This window comes from Mucilaginibacter sp. P1_D10, assembly GCF_056406215.1.
Genome location: NZ_JBFUAP010000005.1, coordinates 209,120 through 224,814 on the forward strand (window position 1 = coordinate 209,120; position 15,695 = coordinate 224,814).

Sequence of the window (15,695 nt, forward strand, 5' to 3'; positions counted from 1 at the left end):
CAACATTTAACCTTTAAAACCCACCCATCATGAAATTAAGGATAGCGGCCCTCATTGCCGTATGGATAAGTATTGCCCCAATTTTGGCAAGGGCCCAAACCACGTACCTGCTTAGCGGTAAGGTACTCAGCACTGAACAGAAAGCATTAGATGGCGCAACCGTTTACCTGCTAAAAGCACAAGATTCTACACTGATAAAAAGTGCCCTTACCGATGCGTCGGGCAATTTCGCGTTCGCCAGGCAAGCGGCTGGCGATTATCGCTTATCGGTTACCATGATGGGGCATATCACAGCCAAAATCGGCCCCTTCAGCTTGTCTGCGGATTTGAAACTGGCCGACATCGTACTTACCGCCACAAACAAACAGTTGCAGGAAGTGACGGTAACTGCAGCGCGGCCCTTCGTAGAGCAGAAGATAGACCGCACCGTAGTAAACCCCGAAGCGCTCATCAGCAATGCGGGCAGCACGGCGTTGGATGTATTGGAGAAAGCACCCGGCGTTATAGTAGACCAAAATGGCGGGATTACCCTTAAGGGCAAAGGCGTTGTCATTTTTATAGACGATAAGCCTACCTATTTATCCGGTGCCGACCTGCAGAATTACCTGCGTTCGCTCAACTCGGCGGGTATAGATCAACTGGAACTGATGACCAACCCTCCCGCCAAATACGATGCGGCGGGTAACGGCGGGGTAATTAACATACGCACCAAACGCAATAAGGCAAAAGGTTTTAACGGCGGGCTAAACCTCGCTTACATACAGGGTAAACTTGCCAAAACCAATAACAGCCTAAATTTAAACTACCGCAGCGGCAAGCTCAACCTATTCGGCAATTTCAGCTATAATTACGGCAATTCCTTTACCGACCTTACCATCAACCGCCATTTTTTTGATGCCCAGGGCAACCTGTTCAGCAACTTTATGCAGGCCTCATACATCCGCAACCACAGCAATAACTATTTGGCCAAGATAGGCGCCGATTATTACCTCTCGGATAAAAGCACGCTGGGCGTAAATTTCACTGGCTTATACAACCCTGCAAACCGAAACACGCCGGTTACCAGTCTTTTTACGAACGCTGCAGGGATGCTGGATTCTACCGTATTAGCCGCCAACAGCGAACGCACGCTGCTGCGCAACGGTAGCGCCAACATCAATTACCGGCACCAGTTTAAAAAAGACGGGCCGCAGTTAAGCGCCGACCTGGATTACCTGAACTATTATACCAACGACCGGCAATCGTTCGATAACCGGAGCTTCTTTGCCGACGGCACCCCAAAAGGCAGCGACCTGCTTACCGGCAGCCTGCCGGCGCATATCGATATCTATTCGGCCAAGGCCGATTACGAGCACCCCCTATCCAGCGGAATCAAGCTGTCGGCGGGCCTTAAATCCAGCTATACCAAAACCGATAACGTTGCCGATTATTTTTACACCACAAGCGGCATCACCTCGCCTGATTATGGTAAAACCAACCACTTCCTCTACAAAGAAAATATAAATGCAGCTTACCTAAACGCTTCGCGCGAGTTTAAGCGCTTCTCGTTCCAGGCGGGCCTACGTTTGGAGAACACCGTGTCCAATGGGCACCAGTTGGGCAACGCGCAGAAAGCCGATTCCAGTTTCCGACGCAATTATACCAGCCTCTTCCCTACGTTTTACATGCAATACAAGGCCGATACCGCAGGGCTCAACGTGTTCAGCATCGATTATGGCCGCCGTATAGACAGGCCATATTACCAGGATTTGAACCCCTTCCTTAATCCGCTGGATAAGTTTACCTATTATACAGGCAACCCTTTCCTGAAGCCATCGTTTGCCAATAACATCGAAATATCGCACACCTACCACGATCGGTTTACCACTACTTTTAGCTACAGCAACACAAAGGACGACGTGAACGAAACCATCGAAATAGTGAACGGCATCTACTACAGCCGCCCCGGAAACATCGGTAAAAGCACGGTGATGACTTTATCATTCGATGCCTCTTTCGACCCTGCGAAGTGGCTCAGTATCCAGTTGCATACGCATGCCACGCAAATCCATTCGGTAAGTGATTTTTATACCGGGACGCTCGACACCAAGGGAACCCTGTACTTCGTAAGGCCGGTATTCAGCTTTAAAACCGGCAAGGACTGGACCTTGCAACTCGATGGTGGCTATCAAACTAAGGTAACCAGCGCGCAATTCGTTATCCAGGGCCGGGGGCGGGTAAACGGCGCGATATCTAAAAAACTTTCCCCCGCCACCTCGCTCAAATTGGTAGTGAACGATATATTCTATACTTTCCAAACCCACGGCGCAATAAACAACCTGGCCAACACCACGGCCAACTGGATAAACCGGTCAGACTCCCGTACAGCGGTATTGTCCCTATCCTACCGTTTCGGCAAGTCTATTGCCGGGCAGCGCAAGCACGATGCTAACGGTGCAGAAAGCGAGCAAAACCGGGTGAAGAATTAGCATTCAATTGCAATGGGGTAAACAAAGCATAACAAAAACTTAATACGCCATACCCTACAGAATAGTAAACAATATTTAGTTTTGCTAAACATTGTTTACTATGATTGTGGCCAAAACCGAAGCTCCTTCGCCAAACATCTTCCCGGCAAAAATATTTGCAAACCCCGCCTGGGCGCTGGTGGCCGCCTTCGGCACGTACTTTTGCATGTACGGTTACCGCAAGCCCTACACCGCTGCGTCCTTTGCCGATGCCGGTTATTGGGGGCTCAGCTACAAATTCAGCCTCATCATCGTACAAACTATCGGCTACGTACTGGCCAAATGGTTCGGCATTAAATTCGTCTCCGAAATAAAAGCCCATCAACGCATCACTGCCATCATCATACTATTGGCCTTTGCCGAGGCGATGCTGTTGTTGTTCGCAATAACGCCCCGCCCCTGGAGCCTTGCCTTTATGCTTTTGAACGGCCTGCCGTTGGGCGTCATTTTCGGACTGGTGTTGAGTTTTGTAGAGGGGCGCAGGCAAACCGAGTTCCTGATAGCGGGGCTTTGCGCCAGCTTTATCCTGTCGGATGGGGTGTCTAAATCGGTAGGCGCGTTTCTGCTATCCGTCCACGTAACCGAAAACTGGATGCCTTTTATGGCCGGGCTGGTGTTTATGCTGCCCACCGCGCTGTTCACCACCATGCTGGCCTTTGTGCCCAAGCCCACCGCAAGCGATATCAAATCGCGCTCGGCACGCATCCCCATGACGGGGGCCGACCGCCTCCGTTTCTTCAAAAAATACATGCCGGGGCTCATCGCCATCATCCTCATTTATTTATTCGTAACCCTGTTGCGCAGCGTACGTGCCGATTTTGCAGTAGAGCTATGGGCAGGCCTGGGTTATACCCACACGCCGGATATATTTACCACTTCAGAAATATTGGTATCGCTCGGCGTTATCGTGATAACCGGCCTTGCGGTTTTCGTGCAAAGCCATTACCGGGCTTTCAAGGTTTCGCTGCTCACTAGTTTCGTGGGCTTCCTGATCGTTTTGCTTGCTGCTTTAGGCCTCAACTACGGGCTGGGCAAATTCAGCTTTATGGTGTTGGTTGGTTTGGGCGTTTACTTGCCCTATGTGGCTGTACACGCCGTAATCTTCGAGCGGCTTATCGCCATCACTCGTGAAAAGGCTACTGTGGGTTTCCTGATGTATATCGTAGATTCTGTAGGTTATACCGGCTATATAGGCCTGATGCTGATGCGGTATTTCCTGCCCGCATCAGATACCATGCTGTCCTTATTCCTGAAGATTTGCATCGGCCTGGCTATTGCCGGCATGCTGCTGATGGTTTTCTGTCATTTATATTTTAAAACAAAACTGAAAGTTGATGAACCAACAAATGCCAACATTCCCACAGGGGCGGGCAGCGCTGTTTGAGGGCGTAGGCAAGCCCTTTAAGGCGATAAACCGCGAAGCACCAGCCCTTGCCGAAGGCGAGATACTGGTCAAAAACCGCTATACTACCCTTTGCGGCAGCGATATACACACCTACTGCGGTCATCGCAAAGAGCCCGATGAGGTGGTTTTGGGCCACGAAATCATCGGCGATATCCTTTGGTTACCACCAGGTGAAGATGTTAAAGATTACCGGGGCGAGTCCGTACAAATCGGCGACCGGATCACCTGGTCTATTTTTGCTGTGCCGGCAGGTATTGAGGCCCCAAGGGCAGATATGCCGCAGAAAAGCACGGGCTTATTCAAATACGGCCACGCGCAAGCCACCGATACCGACCTGTTCAACGGCGGCCTCGCCGATTACTGCGTACTGAGGCCAAACACCGCTTTCCTAAAAATATCGCCACAGATACCGATGAAGGTTGCCGCTACCATCAGCTGCGCGCATTCTACAGTAACGGGTGCTCTGCGTGTAGCGGGTAATATCAGCGGCAAAAAAGTGTTGGTTTTCGGTGCCGGGCTTTTGGGTATTTCCTGCGTAGCCATGTGCCGCGAAGCCGGCGCAAGTTGGGTGGGCCTGATAGATAACGATGCCTCGCGCTTAAGCTGGGGCGAAAAGTTTGGGGCCGATGAACAATTCATCTTCCCAAAAAGCCCCGTAGATGGCAGTTTCCCATGGCCACAGGCGGATGTAGTGTTCGATATGACCGGCCACCCTGAAGCGATGAAAGTCGGTGTAGAGTCGCTGGGTCTGGGCGGCTGCGTTGTTTGGATAGGCGCGGTTTTCCCGGCAGCACCTGTGCCTGTGGATGCGCAGCGCGTGGTGCGCAACCTTTTAGAAATAAAGGGCCTGCACAACTACAATTATGCCGATTTTGTGAACGCCACCATTTTTATAGAGCAGAACTACGAGAAATACCCTTTTGAGGAACTGGTAGAAAAAGAATACACGCTTGATGAAATTGCCGAAGCTTTTAAATACGCCAGCGAGCAAAAGCCGGTGCGCGTAGGCATCAGTATAGATAATGAAAACTAAATAAATACGATAATTATGGAGCAGAAAATTAAAATGGTGGTTTTTGATATGGCAGGAACCACCATAGACGAGAATAACCTGGTTTACAAAACCCTGAGAAAAGCCATCAACGAAGCCGGTTTCGACTTTACTTTAGACCAGGTACTGGCCGAGGGCGCAGGAAAAGAGAAGAAACAAGCCATACGTTCGGTATTGGCCGCCTTCGCGGGCATAGAAGACGAAGAGTTTACCAATAAGATATACGATAGCTTTTTGCCGCAGCTTACTGAGGCCTACGTTACTGCGGATATCATTCCCCAGCCTAATGCCCTGGAGCTTTTTGCCGAACTGAAAAAACGCGGCATATACGCTGTATTGAATACCGGGTACGACCGGACTACCGCGCAATCCATCATCACCAAACTGGGCTGGCAGGAAGGCGTTGATTATGATGCCATGGTTACCGCTACCGATGTTGGCAAAAACAGGCCCGACCCGGCCATGATCGTGTTCGCCATGGAAAAATTCGGCATAACGGATGCTGCCGGTGTAGTAAAAGTAGGCGACTCCATCATCGACATACACGAAGGCCAAAACGCAGGTTGCGGCTTAAGCATAGGCATCACCACCGGCGCGCACACAGCGGCGCAACTGCAAACCGCCAACCCCAACGCCGTAATAGATAACCTCATCGAGCTATTACCGCTAATCGACTAAGCAAACTGTTCCCTGTTAAATTCGCCGCAGGTACCCGTTAGGGGTACTTTGCGGTTTTTTAATGTAAAAGAGCGTGCAAAACCAAAAAATAAATCCCCACACCTAATCCGCCTCATATCCTCTCAAACTACCTTATTGCTAACAAATTAGCGCATTTGCGTTAACTAAGCTTCATTGCGGTTTAATGTCATTATTTGACGCTTAACAATTTGATAATGTAAAATGTTCATTACCGAAAACTGGCACATCTAAATTTATCCTCATTCACATGAAGCTTAAGATTTGTTTACAATCTGCTTATTTGGAATAGGATATGAAGAAAGTATTATTCATTACCGGCTCTGTACATCAAACATCGCAAATGCATCAGATTGCTTCTGAGCTCTTTGGCGTTGATTGCTGGTTTAGCCAGGTATTTGCCGATAGCCCCCTGATCAATTTCCTTACGAACAAGACCACCTTACTGAATGGTACTGTGCTCGGTGGGCAGTTTAGGGCCAATGCCGAAAAATATATGCGCGAGCACAGCCTGCAGGTAGATTATGGTGCTCACCTTCATCAGTACGACCTGGTGGTGTATTGCTCGGATATGCTTATCCCCCACCGCCTGCGCAAATTCAAGACCATTTGGGTGCAGGAAGGCATGGTAGATAGGATGACGCCATTTAGCAAGGTAGTAAAAGCATTGAAGCTGCCCGCAGCATTATCTGCCAATACCTCGTTGAACGGCTCCTCAAACATCTGCGATGTTTATTGCGCAGCCTCCGAGGGTTATAAGCAATATTTCAGCAGCCTGGGCACCGAGAGTCGCAAGCTGGTGGTTACCGGCATCCCCAATTACGATAATGCGGTGCAATTCAGGGATAACGATTTCCCCTACCGCGATTACGTGATGGTGGCCACCACCGATATGCGCGAGACGTATCGTTTCGAGAACAGGCCCGCGTTTATCAAAGAAGCCGTTAAGATTGCCGCCGGTAGGCGTTTGCTATTCAAATTCCATCCCAACGAAGATTTTGAACGCGCCGAAGCCGAGATACGCGAGCATGCACCTCAAGGCACGCTGGTGTTCCGCACGGGCAATACCAACCATATGATTGCCAATTGCGCCGAACTCATCACCCAATATTCTACCGTGGTTTTCACGGGCATTGCCTTGGGCAAAAAAGTACATTCCTGGTTCGATGTACCTACGCTGCACAAGCTTTCGCCATGGCAAAATGGAGGCACATCGGCACAAAATATAGCCGCAGTATGCCAAAGTTACCTGGACTATCAAGGCGATAAAAAACATTTCGACCCGACCGCAGCCATGGCAGAGGCTCTGGCCCATCATTCGGTATTAAACGAAGTATATGCCGGATAAAATCGTCATCGTGATACAGGCCCGCATGGGTTCCAGCCGTTTGCAGGGTAAGGTAATGCTACCCATACTGGGCCAAAGCCTGCTGGCCAGGATGATAGAGCGGCTGCGTATGGTAAAGTACGATGTAACGCTGGTAATCGCAACTTCTGTGAACGAAGCAGATGATGTACTTGCGCAGGAAGCGGATGCATTGGGCGTAGCCTGCTATCGCGGCAGCGAAAACAATCTGCTCGACAGGCACTACCAGGCAGCGCAAGAGCTGCAAGCGACCGTAGTGTTGAAGATACCATCTGATTGCCCGCTGATAGACCCCGCCGCCATAGATGCCGCGCTGGAGTATTTCTTTGCAGCAGGCAGCCGTTTCGATTATATCAGCAACCTGCACCCTGCCACCTGGCCAGATGGTAACGATGTAGAAATAATGACCATGCAATGCCTTGCACGCGCACATCAGCAGGCCAGTCGCCAACTGGAGTTGGAACACACCACGCCTTATATATGGGAGAACCCCGGGCTCTTCAATATAGGCAATATTCCCTGGCAAACCGGGCTGGATTATTCTATGTCGCACCGCTTCACGATAGATTACCGGGAGGATTATGAGTTCATCAAGGCGGTTTTCGAGGCCTTGTATCCACAAAATCCTGGTTTTAGTTGTGCGGATATCCTGAACCTGCTTGATGAGCGGCCCGATATCATGGCTATCAACAGCGCCTATGCCGGGGTAAACTGGTACCGCCATCACCTGGATGAATTGAAAACCATAGATGCCGGGCAAACCAAAACCATTACACCAACAAATCCTCAACCCATTAACTAATAAATGGAAAAAATAGCTTTAAACGTACGCGAACACATCATCAAAATGGCTACCGATGGCGGCTGCTTCATAGGCGCATCGCTTTCTGCCGCCGACCTGATGGTTTACCTGTACACCAGTTTCCTCAACGTAAACAAGGATAACCTGAACGACCCCGACCGCGATTACCTCTTCCTGTCCAAGGGCCACGATGTGCCTGCGCTTTACGGCACGCTTGCTGAGCTGGGCATCATCGAAAAAAGTCGCCTCGCTAACCATCTTTCGCTTAACGATCATATCTACTGGCACCCCAATACACATATACCCGGCATAGAATTCCATTCGGGTTCTTTGGGGCATTTGCCCTCGGTGGCTGTAGGCGTAGCTATGGATATCAAAATAAGCGGCGGCAATAACAAAGTAGTGTGCATACTGGGCGATGGCGAACTGAACGAAGGCAGCTGCTGGGAAGCCGTGCTGGTGGCCAACGCCTATAAACTGGATAACCTGATTTTCGTGATAGACCGCAACCAGTTCCAGGCCAATATGCGCACCGAAGAGCTCATTCCGCTGGAACCGCTGAAAGATAAGTTCGAGGCCTTTGGCGCGGCGGTAAAACGGGTAGATGGGCACAATTTCGGTCAGTTGGAAGAAGCCTTCAGCGCTTACCCTTTCCAACCGGGCAAACTGAACGTGATCATAGCCGATACCGTGCGCGGTAAAGGCCTACCCAGCATAGAAGAGCGTGCCGACAGGTGGTTCTGCAATTTCTCCGGCCAGGAGATAGACCAATTACTGCTCGAACTCCACGGCGAAGCCGCCACCACCTTAACATCCGAAACCTTAATCGTCCGCTAAGATGACCTACGAAGAATTACTGACCGAAACCGCCCTTGCCAATGAACGGGTGGTAGTGATGACTGCCGAAAACCGTGCGCTGGTACGAAACCTGCCGGGCATATTGGGCAAAAGGTTTATAGATACCGGCATAACCGAGCAAACCATGGTTGGCGCCGCTGCGGGCCTTGCGCTGCGTGGTCGTACCCCCGTAGTACACGCACTAACGGCGTTCTTAACCATGCGCGCTTTTGAATTCGTGCGCACGGATGTGGGTATAGCCAACCTGCCGGTAAAGCTTAGTGGTTTTATCCCCGGTTTTTTATCAGACGGCAACGGCCCTACCCACCAGGCTATAGAAGATATTGCATTGATGCGCGGCATACCGCACATGACAGTGTTTGCCCCGGCAGACGAGGACGATTTGGTAAAGATGCTGCCCGCCATCTGGCAATCGGCACAGCCCGCTTACACCCGCATTAATACGCGCAAAACCAGCTATCAGCATGCAGATTACATACCCGGCAAGGCCGAGGTAATAGCCGAAGGCGGCGATGTTACCATACTTACCTACGGACTGCTGTTCGAGCAGGCCCTGATAGCTGTAGATATATTGAAGAGCGAAGGTCTCTCTGTCGGCCTGGTAAACATGCGCAGCCTGAAACCGGTAGACGAGCAAGCTATACTTGAAGCTGCAAAATCGGATCTGGTTGTTACCCTGGAAGACCATTTCCTGACCGGTGGCCTGTACAGCATAGTAGCCGAAGTACTGCTTAAACACCGCCAAACCGCCAACGTACTGCCTTTTGCGCTGGAAGAACGCTGGTTTAAACCCGCATTACTGCCCGATGTATTGCAACACGAAGGCTTTACCGGCAAACAAATAGCCGAAAAAATACTGGGATACCGCACCGCAAGCGAGCAGCCCGAAATATTACTCACCGAATTTTCAGAATAAAAAGATATGGCCAATAAAATAGCATTGAACCAGGATTATCCGCAGATCACCCAATCCGACGAACTATACGCCCGTGCGCTGAAAGTGCAGATGCCCGTAACACAAACTTTGGCCAAGGGCCCCGGCCAGTTTACCAAAGGCGTTGCGCCCAAATATTTGGTAAAGGGCAAAGGTTCGCATGTGTGGGATGTGGATGGCAACGAGTACATTGATTTCAACGCGGCGATAGGGCCATTATCGCTGGGTTACGCCTACCCTGCTGTGGATAATGCCATCAGGCAGCAACTGGAAGATGGTATTACCTTTTCGTTGATGCACCCACTGGAGGTGGAACTGTGCGAACTGGTGCAGCAGGTTATCCCAAATGCCGAGGCAGTGAAGATAGCCAAAACCGGTGCCGACGTATGCTCGGCGGCCATCCGTGTGGCCCGTGCTTTTACAGGTCGCGATAAGGTTTTTTGCTGTGGCTACCATGGCTGGCACGATTGGTATATCGGCATCACCAGCCGCAATGCAGGCATCCCCGAGGCTATACAGGACCTTACTTACACCTTTGAATACAACGACATCGAATCGATAAAAGCCGCCTTAGACGAAACCGTAGCCGCGCTGATATTGGAGCCCTTCATCTTCGAGGCACCAAAGCCGGGCTTTTTGCAGGAACTGGCCGCCGTTTGCAAAGAAAACGGCACACTGCTCATCTTCGACGAGATGTGGACCGGCTTCCGCATAGCCGTAGGCGGCGCACAGGAATACTTCGGCGTAAAAGCCGATTTGGCCGTTTACTCCAAAGCCTGCGCCAATGGTATGCCCATAGCCCTGCTCACCGGCCGTGCCGATGTGATGGATTTGTTCAATTCGCAGGTTTTCAGCTATACCACTTTCGGCGGCGAGGCGCTTTCGCTGGCGGCTTGCATAGCTACCATTAACGAGCTGATTGATAAAAACGTACCGCAATACCTCGATACCAAAGGAGCCCTGCTTAAAGATGGCTACAACCAACTGGCCCTTGAACTGGGCATGGATAAATACACCCGTTGCGTGGGCTACAATTGCCGCAGCATGGTAACCTTTACGCCCGAAGCCGGCAACGGCCTGGAAGTAAAAACCCTGATGCAGCAGGAAATGATCAAACGCGGTGTGCTGTGGGCCGGCTTCCACAATATGTGCTACAGCCATACCGACGAGGATATCGCCTATACCCTATCCGCGTACCGCGAGGTATTGCCCATAGTAAAAGAGGCCATAGAAAGCGGCAACCTCAAAAGCTACCTGAAAGGCGAAGTGCTGGAAGCTGTTTTCCGTAAGGTGAGCAATTACAATATCAAACCAAAAGCAAGCGCACTGGCCTGATGGAACTATTCAGCTTAAAAGGCAAAACAGCCATCGTAACGGGCGCGCTCGGCCTCATCGGCAAAAAGCATTGCGAAGCATTGGCTACGGCTGGTGCAAACGTGGTGGTTGCCGATATGGACGGTAAGATGGCGCAGCACTTTGCACAGCAGCTCGGCAAGGGGCACATGGGCGTAGGCATGAATGTGGCTAACAAGCAATCGCTTCTGGATGGCGCGGAGCTAATCTACAAGCGATACGCCAGCGTTGATATTTTGGTGAACAATGCCGCTATCAACGATATGTTCGAGAACCCGGCACTGGCCAAGGACCTTTCGGCATTCGAGAACTATCCGCTGGATGCCTTCCAAAAATCCTTGGACGTAAACGTTACCGGTGTGTTCCTGTGCTCGCAGGTGTTCGGCACAAAAATGGCCGAACAAGGCAGCGGCAGCATCATCAACATCGCATCAACCTATGGCGTAGTTGGTCCCGATCAAAGCATCTACCGCAACCAATGTGGCGAACAAACCTTTTTTAAATCGCCGGCATACCCCGTTACCAAAGGCGCCGTAATCAATTTTACCCGCTTTTTGGCCGCCTACTGGGGCAGTAAGGGCGTTAGGGTAAATACACTTTCGCCGGGTGGCGTAGAGAATAGCCAGGACGAATTTTTCATACAAAGTTATTCAGCAAAAACATTGCTGGGCCGCATGGCCAAAGCAACAGATTACCAGGGTGCCCTCATTTTCCTGGCCAGCGAAGCATCGGCATACATGACCGGCGCAAACCTAATTGTAGACGGCGGGTGGACCGCAATTTAAACCTAAGACCCAATGCCGTTTACTTAAGTGGCTCAGAAGCCTCACCTAAACGGCGAAGCCCTCATGAAATAATCCTCTCCAAAGGAGAGGACTTTAAGCCCCTCTCCTTTGGAGAGGGGTTGGGGTGAGGCCACGAAGCGCACCGACTCTTAAATAAACAACATTAACTAAAGAACCATGAAAGAAATCATAAAACAAAAAGCGACAAGAATTAAGTTACTGATTACCGATTGCGACGGCGTGTTAACCGATGCAGGCGTTTATTACGGTCAGGACGGTGAGTACCTGAAAAAATTCAACATCCGCGATGGCATGGGTGTAGAGCGTTTGCGCAAACTGGCGGGCGTAGATACCGCCATCATCACCGGCGAAAAATCACCCTCGGTAATTACGCGCGCCCAAAAACTGCAGATTACTGAGCTGCACCTCTTCGTAAAAGACAAGCCGCAGGTGCTTAAAGAAATCATTGCCCGCCTGCAACTGGCTGCCGAAGAGATAGCCTACATAGGCGATGATTATAACGATATGGAAGTGATGCAACTGGTTGGCCTTACCGCCTCCCCTGCCGATGCCTTGCCTGCCATAAAAAACGCAGTAGACTACGTTTGCCAGGCCAAAGGTGGCGAGGGCTGCTACCGCGAATTTGCCGAGCTGATCATCGATGCGAAAAATGATACCGTTGCCGCACTGCCTGTAAAATCGGGCGTGATTACTTTAAGCAACGGCCGCAAAATAGGACCCGGCCAGCCGACTTATATTATTGCCGAAATTGGCATCAACCACAACGGTTCGCTGGAGATTACCAAGCAACTGATTGATGAAGCTGTTACCGCCAAGGCCGATGCCGTAAAATTCCAGAAACGCACGCCGGAGATTTGCGTACCGCGCGACCAGTGGGAAATTATGCGCGATACCCCATGGGGCCGCATGAGCTACATAGATTACAAGCGCAAAACCGAATTCGGCATAGCGGAGTATGCTACGATTGACCAGTACTGCAAAAAAGTGGGCATCGACTGGTTCGTATCTGCCTGGGATGCGCCATCGGTGGATTTTATGGAGCAATTCGATACCCTTCTTTACAAACTGGCATCGGCATCGCTTACCGATTTCGAACTGATCGAAAGGATATTGGAAACCGGTCGCCCGCTGATGCTTTCCAGCGGCATGTCTACCATGAAAGAAATTGAGAACGCCCTGCGTTTCGTGAACGATTTCGACCCTAACTACCCGGTATTCCTGGCACATTCAACATCTGCCTACCCTTGCAAACCCGAAGAGTTGAACCTAAGAATGATCAATACTTTGGCCAATAAGTTCCCCGGCATCCCCATCGGTTACTCGGGCCACGAGACCGGCCTGGCTACAACCGTTGCCGCCGTAGCTTTGGGAGCAACCTTCGTGGAGCGCCACTTTACCCTGGATCGCGCCATGTGGGGATCTGATCATGCTGCTTCTGTAGAGCCGCAAGGTTTCCAGCGCCTGGTGCGCGATATCCGCGATATCGAAACCGCCGCAGGCGACGGCATCAAACAAGTTTACGAATCTGAACTGGCTCCCATGAAACGCCTGCGCGTAAACATTGGCGGCGAGTATAAAACAAAGCCATTGGTGTAAATGCCGCAACTGAATGTTATTACCCTAACTACCGCTATCCTGTTCTGCTGGATAGCGGTAATTATTACCTGGGAACGTATATCGCCTTACCGCAAAGGCCTGCCCTTTTTGCGCGATGGTTTTTGGGTTGATCTGGTATGGTACACGCTGATACAGAGCTATGTGCTTAAGATAGTAATCTTCGATTACCTGATTGCGCCCATGCAAAAGCATTTCGATTGGTCGCACTTCCAATTCGTGCAGCATTGGCCGGTTTGGGTGCAGGTACTGTTTTTTTTGGTGATGCACGATCTGTATATCTACCTTTTCCACCGTTTTCAGCATAGCAATAAATTTTTCTGGCGGATACACGAGGCACACCATTCGGTAAAACAGGTCGATTTTTTGGCGGGCTCTCGCTCGCACGTGATGGAAATCATCATCAACCAAACCATCGAATTTGCGCCCATCATCCTGTTAGGTGCCGACCCTGTGGTAATACCCATCAAGGCCCTGCTCGATTCCATGTTCGGATTATTCATACACGCCAATATCAAAGTTAACCTGGGCAGGTTCAAATACTTCTTCAATACCCCCGGCTTGCATTTGTGGCACCATGCCAATTACCAGGAAGTATTCCATGCCAATTTCTCTACCAAACTCTCAGTGTGGGACTACCTCTTCGGCACGGTTTACGATCCCGGCCACGCTCCCGGCGACAAGCCCGAACACTGGGGTTTGTACTACGATTACCCGCGCGACTACTTTTTGCAGCATGCGTTCTCGGTAAAACGATTCGACGAGCAGAAGCTTTTGAAATACCCCTGGTTTAAATGGTATTACGATTTGCGCCCCAACCTCATCAAGCTTTTTACCCGCAGGGCACCTAAACGGGCCAAAGCGCAAGATACTGCGTCACAACCGCCCATGTTAACCGTAAACCAATAGCCCATGGCCTGGATATTCCTTATCATCGCTGCGGCTTGCGAAACCGCCTGGACCTTCTCCCTCAAGCTGATGAAATTCAGCGAGCTGAAGAAACTCAACTTCCAAACACTGCTCGATCCTGCGGTATCGCTGCCGGTAATATTGCCATTCGTGGGTTATATCGTATTCGGCCTGGTGAATATTTACTTCTTTTCGCTGGCAGTTAAACAGATGCCGATGGCCATCGCCTTCGCGGTGTGGACGGCCGTAACACTTATCTTCATCAAACTAACCGAAGTGCTCTTCCTCAAACAATCCGTATCCGGGCCCGAAGTATTCTTTATGCTGATGATCATGGGGGGCATCATCGGGCTGAAATCATACGTGACAACGCAGTAAGCAGCGGGGTACTACCTTTTGGCTGTATTATTTTTTATAAGAGGTTGGTAATCCGCGCCTCATCTATATCTTTACGGGCCATCCGCACCATTGCCTATAACCCCGGTATTGGCCTGCGGACAACCATTTAAAACCAATTATATCGATATGCATATTATCAAGACGATAGCCGCAGGCTGCCTTGTGGCCGCCCTGTTAGGTTCGTGCAGCCCAAAAGCTGCTACCGACAATCAATTAACCGAAAAAGAAAACACCGACGGGTGGAAATTGCTGTTCGACGGCAGCACCACCAACGGCTGGCACCTGTATAACGTTGGGCCCATAGGGAATAATTGGTTGGTAAAAGATGGCGTTTTGTATTGCAACCCCGATGTCAACCTCGACCATGGCGACCTGGTTACCGACGACCCCTACAGCAATTACGACCTCGTTTTCGATTGGAAGATACCAGCCGAGGGCAATAGCGGCGTATTTATCAACGTGCTGGAGCGCAAGGATATCCTAACTGCTTGGGCTTCGGGGCCTGAGTACCAATTATTGGATGAGCACCATCCCGATGCGCATATCCCCAGTAAAATATCGGGCTGCCTGTTCAGCTTCGGTCCGCAGTTGCATCCCGCGAAATTAAACCCCACCGGCCAATGGAACCACTCGGAAATCGTGCAGAAAAACGGAAAGATAAGCTTCTACCTCAACGGCACGCTCACCACCGAGCAAGACCTTACTACCGAGGCCTGGAAAGAGAAAATAAAACACACCAACTTCAAAGCCTACCCCGAATTTGGCAGGTACACCAGCGGCCGCATCGCCCTGCAAGACTGGACCAAAGGCGTTTCATTCAAGAATATTAAAATTAAAGAACTATAATAAGTTAAGCCGGCAACCACCGAAGTAGCGCAGATATGCCTGTAGTAAGCATTTGCTGGCCTGTAATATCACCGGGTACAGGAACAACTTTCATTGCCGTTTAAATTTCCGGGGGAATTAACCGAAAATTTAAATATGAAAAGGGCTTT

14 protein-coding genes are annotated in these 15,695 nt (G+C 50.5%); all 14 read left to right on the forward strand.

The genetic code is table 11. The features are described from left to right. Positions 1 to 29 precede the first annotated feature (29 nt). Complete coding sequence (locus tag AC1DYT_RS09670; RefSeq protein ID WP_477469416.1) at positions 30 to 2,468, forward strand: TonB-dependent receptor; 2,439 nt, start codon at positions 30 to 32, stop codon at positions 2,466 to 2,468. A 100-nt stretch (positions 2,469 to 2,568) separates the two neighbouring features. Beyond that, a complete protein-coding gene (locus tag AC1DYT_RS09675) occupies positions 2,569 to 3,891 on the forward strand; it encodes a DUF5690 family protein (protein WP_477469417.1) in 1,323 nt (440 codons plus the stop codon). Further along, complete coding sequence (locus AC1DYT_RS09680) at positions 3,842 to 4,945, forward strand: zinc-binding dehydrogenase (protein WP_477469418.1); 1,104 nt, start codon at positions 3,842 to 3,844, stop codon at positions 4,943 to 4,945. Before AC1DYT_RS09675 ends, AC1DYT_RS09680 begins: the two co-directional genes overlap by 50 nt. A 15-nt stretch (positions 4,946 to 4,960) precedes the next feature. After that, on the forward strand, positions 4,961 to 5,641 hold the full coding sequence (locus AC1DYT_RS09685; protein WP_477469419.1) for a phosphonatase-like hydrolase: 681 nt from the start codon (positions 4,961 to 4,963) through the stop codon (positions 5,639 to 5,641). Positions 5,642 to 5,954: 313 nt separating this feature from the next. After that, positions 5,955 to 7,007: a hypothetical protein gene (locus AC1DYT_RS09690; RefSeq protein WP_477469420.1), complete on the forward strand. Its 1,053-nt coding sequence runs from the start codon at positions 5,955 to 5,957 to the stop codon at positions 7,005 to 7,007. Continuing rightward, positions 6,997 to 7,827, forward strand: a complete 831-nt coding sequence (locus tag AC1DYT_RS09695; protein ID WP_477469421.1) for a cytidylyltransferase domain-containing protein — start codon at positions 6,997 to 6,999, stop codon at positions 7,825 to 7,827. The genes AC1DYT_RS09690 and AC1DYT_RS09695 overlap by 11 nt, the downstream gene beginning before the upstream one ends. A 3-nt stretch (positions 7,828 to 7,830) precedes the next feature. Beyond that, the gene (locus tag AC1DYT_RS09700) at positions 7,831 to 8,664 is read left to right on the forward strand and encodes a transketolase (RefSeq protein ID WP_477469422.1); all 834 of its coding nucleotides are present in this window, start codon (positions 7,831 to 7,833) and stop codon (positions 8,662 to 8,664) included. A gap of 1 nt (position 8,665) precedes the next feature. Beyond that, entirely contained in the window at positions 8,666 to 9,601 is a 936-nt protein-coding gene (locus AC1DYT_RS09705; RefSeq protein WP_477469423.1) for a transketolase family protein, read from the forward strand. Positions 9,602 to 9,607: 6 nt separating this feature from the next. Continuing rightward, the gene (locus AC1DYT_RS09710; RefSeq protein WP_477469424.1) at positions 9,608 to 10,954 is read left to right on the forward strand and encodes an aminotransferase class III-fold pyridoxal phosphate-dependent enzyme; all 1,347 of its coding nucleotides are present in this window, start codon (positions 9,608 to 9,610) and stop codon (positions 10,952 to 10,954) included. Then, on the forward strand, positions 10,954 to 11,757 hold the full coding sequence (locus AC1DYT_RS09715; RefSeq protein ID WP_477469425.1) for an SDR family oxidoreductase: 804 nt from the start codon (positions 10,954 to 10,956) through the stop codon (positions 11,755 to 11,757). The genes AC1DYT_RS09710 and AC1DYT_RS09715 overlap by 1 nt, the downstream gene beginning before the upstream one ends. Before the next feature lie 177 nt (positions 11,758 to 11,934). Beyond that, on the forward strand, positions 11,935 to 13,374 hold the full coding sequence (locus tag AC1DYT_RS09720) for an N-acetylneuraminate synthase family protein (protein ID WP_477469426.1): 1,440 nt from the start codon (positions 11,935 to 11,937) through the stop codon (positions 13,372 to 13,374). Further along, a complete protein-coding gene (locus tag AC1DYT_RS09725) occupies positions 13,375 to 14,301 on the forward strand; it encodes a sterol desaturase family protein (RefSeq protein ID WP_477469427.1) in 927 nt (308 codons plus the stop codon). 3 nt (positions 14,302 to 14,304) lie between these two features. Next, positions 14,305 to 14,679: a DMT family transporter gene (locus AC1DYT_RS09730; RefSeq protein WP_477460273.1), complete on the forward strand. Its 375-nt coding sequence runs from the start codon at positions 14,305 to 14,307 to the stop codon at positions 14,677 to 14,679. Positions 14,680 to 14,826: 147 nt separating this feature from the next. Further along, complete coding sequence (locus AC1DYT_RS09735; protein WP_477469428.1) at positions 14,827 to 15,546, forward strand: 3-keto-disaccharide hydrolase; 720 nt, start codon at positions 14,827 to 14,829, stop codon at positions 15,544 to 15,546. The last annotated feature ends 149 nt before the right edge of the window (positions 15,547 to 15,695 follow it).

What these genes read in the sequence shown, in the direction of transcription:
- AC1DYT_RS09725 (WP_477469427.1), top strand. Translation starts at nt 13,375, where the DNA reads ATGCCGCAACTGAATGTTATTACCCTAACTACCGCTATCCTGTTCTGC.
- AC1DYT_RS09720 (WP_477469426.1), top strand. Translation starts at nt 11,935, where the DNA reads ATGAAAGAAATCATAAAACAAAAAGCGACAAGAATTAAGTTACTGATT.
- AC1DYT_RS09675 (WP_477469417.1), top strand. Translation starts at nt 2,569, where the DNA reads ATGATTGTGGCCAAAACCGAAGCTCCTTCGCCAAACATCTTCCCGGCA.
- AC1DYT_RS09710 (WP_477469424.1), top strand. Translation starts at nt 9,608, where the DNA reads ATGGCCAATAAAATAGCATTGAACCAGGATTATCCGCAGATCACCCAA.
- AC1DYT_RS09680 (WP_477469418.1), top strand. Translation starts at nt 3,842, where the DNA reads ATGAACCAACAAATGCCAACATTCCCACAGGGGCGGGCAGCGCTGTTT.
- AC1DYT_RS09715 (WP_477469425.1), top strand. Translation starts at nt 10,954, where the DNA reads ATGGAACTATTCAGCTTAAAAGGCAAAACAGCCATCGTAACGGGCGCG.
- AC1DYT_RS09695 (WP_477469421.1), top strand. Translation starts at nt 6,997, where the DNA reads ATGCCGGATAAAATCGTCATCGTGATACAGGCCCGCATGGGTTCCAGC.
- AC1DYT_RS09705 (WP_477469423.1), top strand. Translation starts at nt 8,666, where the DNA reads ATGACCTACGAAGAATTACTGACCGAAACCGCCCTTGCCAATGAACGG.
- AC1DYT_RS09735 (WP_477469428.1), top strand. Translation starts at nt 14,827, where the DNA reads ATGCATATTATCAAGACGATAGCCGCAGGCTGCCTTGTGGCCGCCCTG.
- AC1DYT_RS09670 (WP_477469416.1), top strand. Translation starts at nt 30, where the DNA reads ATGAAATTAAGGATAGCGGCCCTCATTGCCGTATGGATAAGTATTGCC.
- AC1DYT_RS09730 (WP_477460273.1), top strand. Translation starts at nt 14,305, where the DNA reads ATGGCCTGGATATTCCTTATCATCGCTGCGGCTTGCGAAACCGCCTGG.
- AC1DYT_RS09700 (WP_477469422.1), top strand. Translation starts at nt 7,831, where the DNA reads ATGGAAAAAATAGCTTTAAACGTACGCGAACACATCATCAAAATGGCT.
- AC1DYT_RS09690 (WP_477469420.1), top strand. Translation starts at nt 5,955, where the DNA reads ATGAAGAAAGTATTATTCATTACCGGCTCTGTACATCAAACATCGCAA.
- AC1DYT_RS09685 (WP_477469419.1), top strand. Translation starts at nt 4,961, where the DNA reads ATGGAGCAGAAAATTAAAATGGTGGTTTTTGATATGGCAGGAACCACC.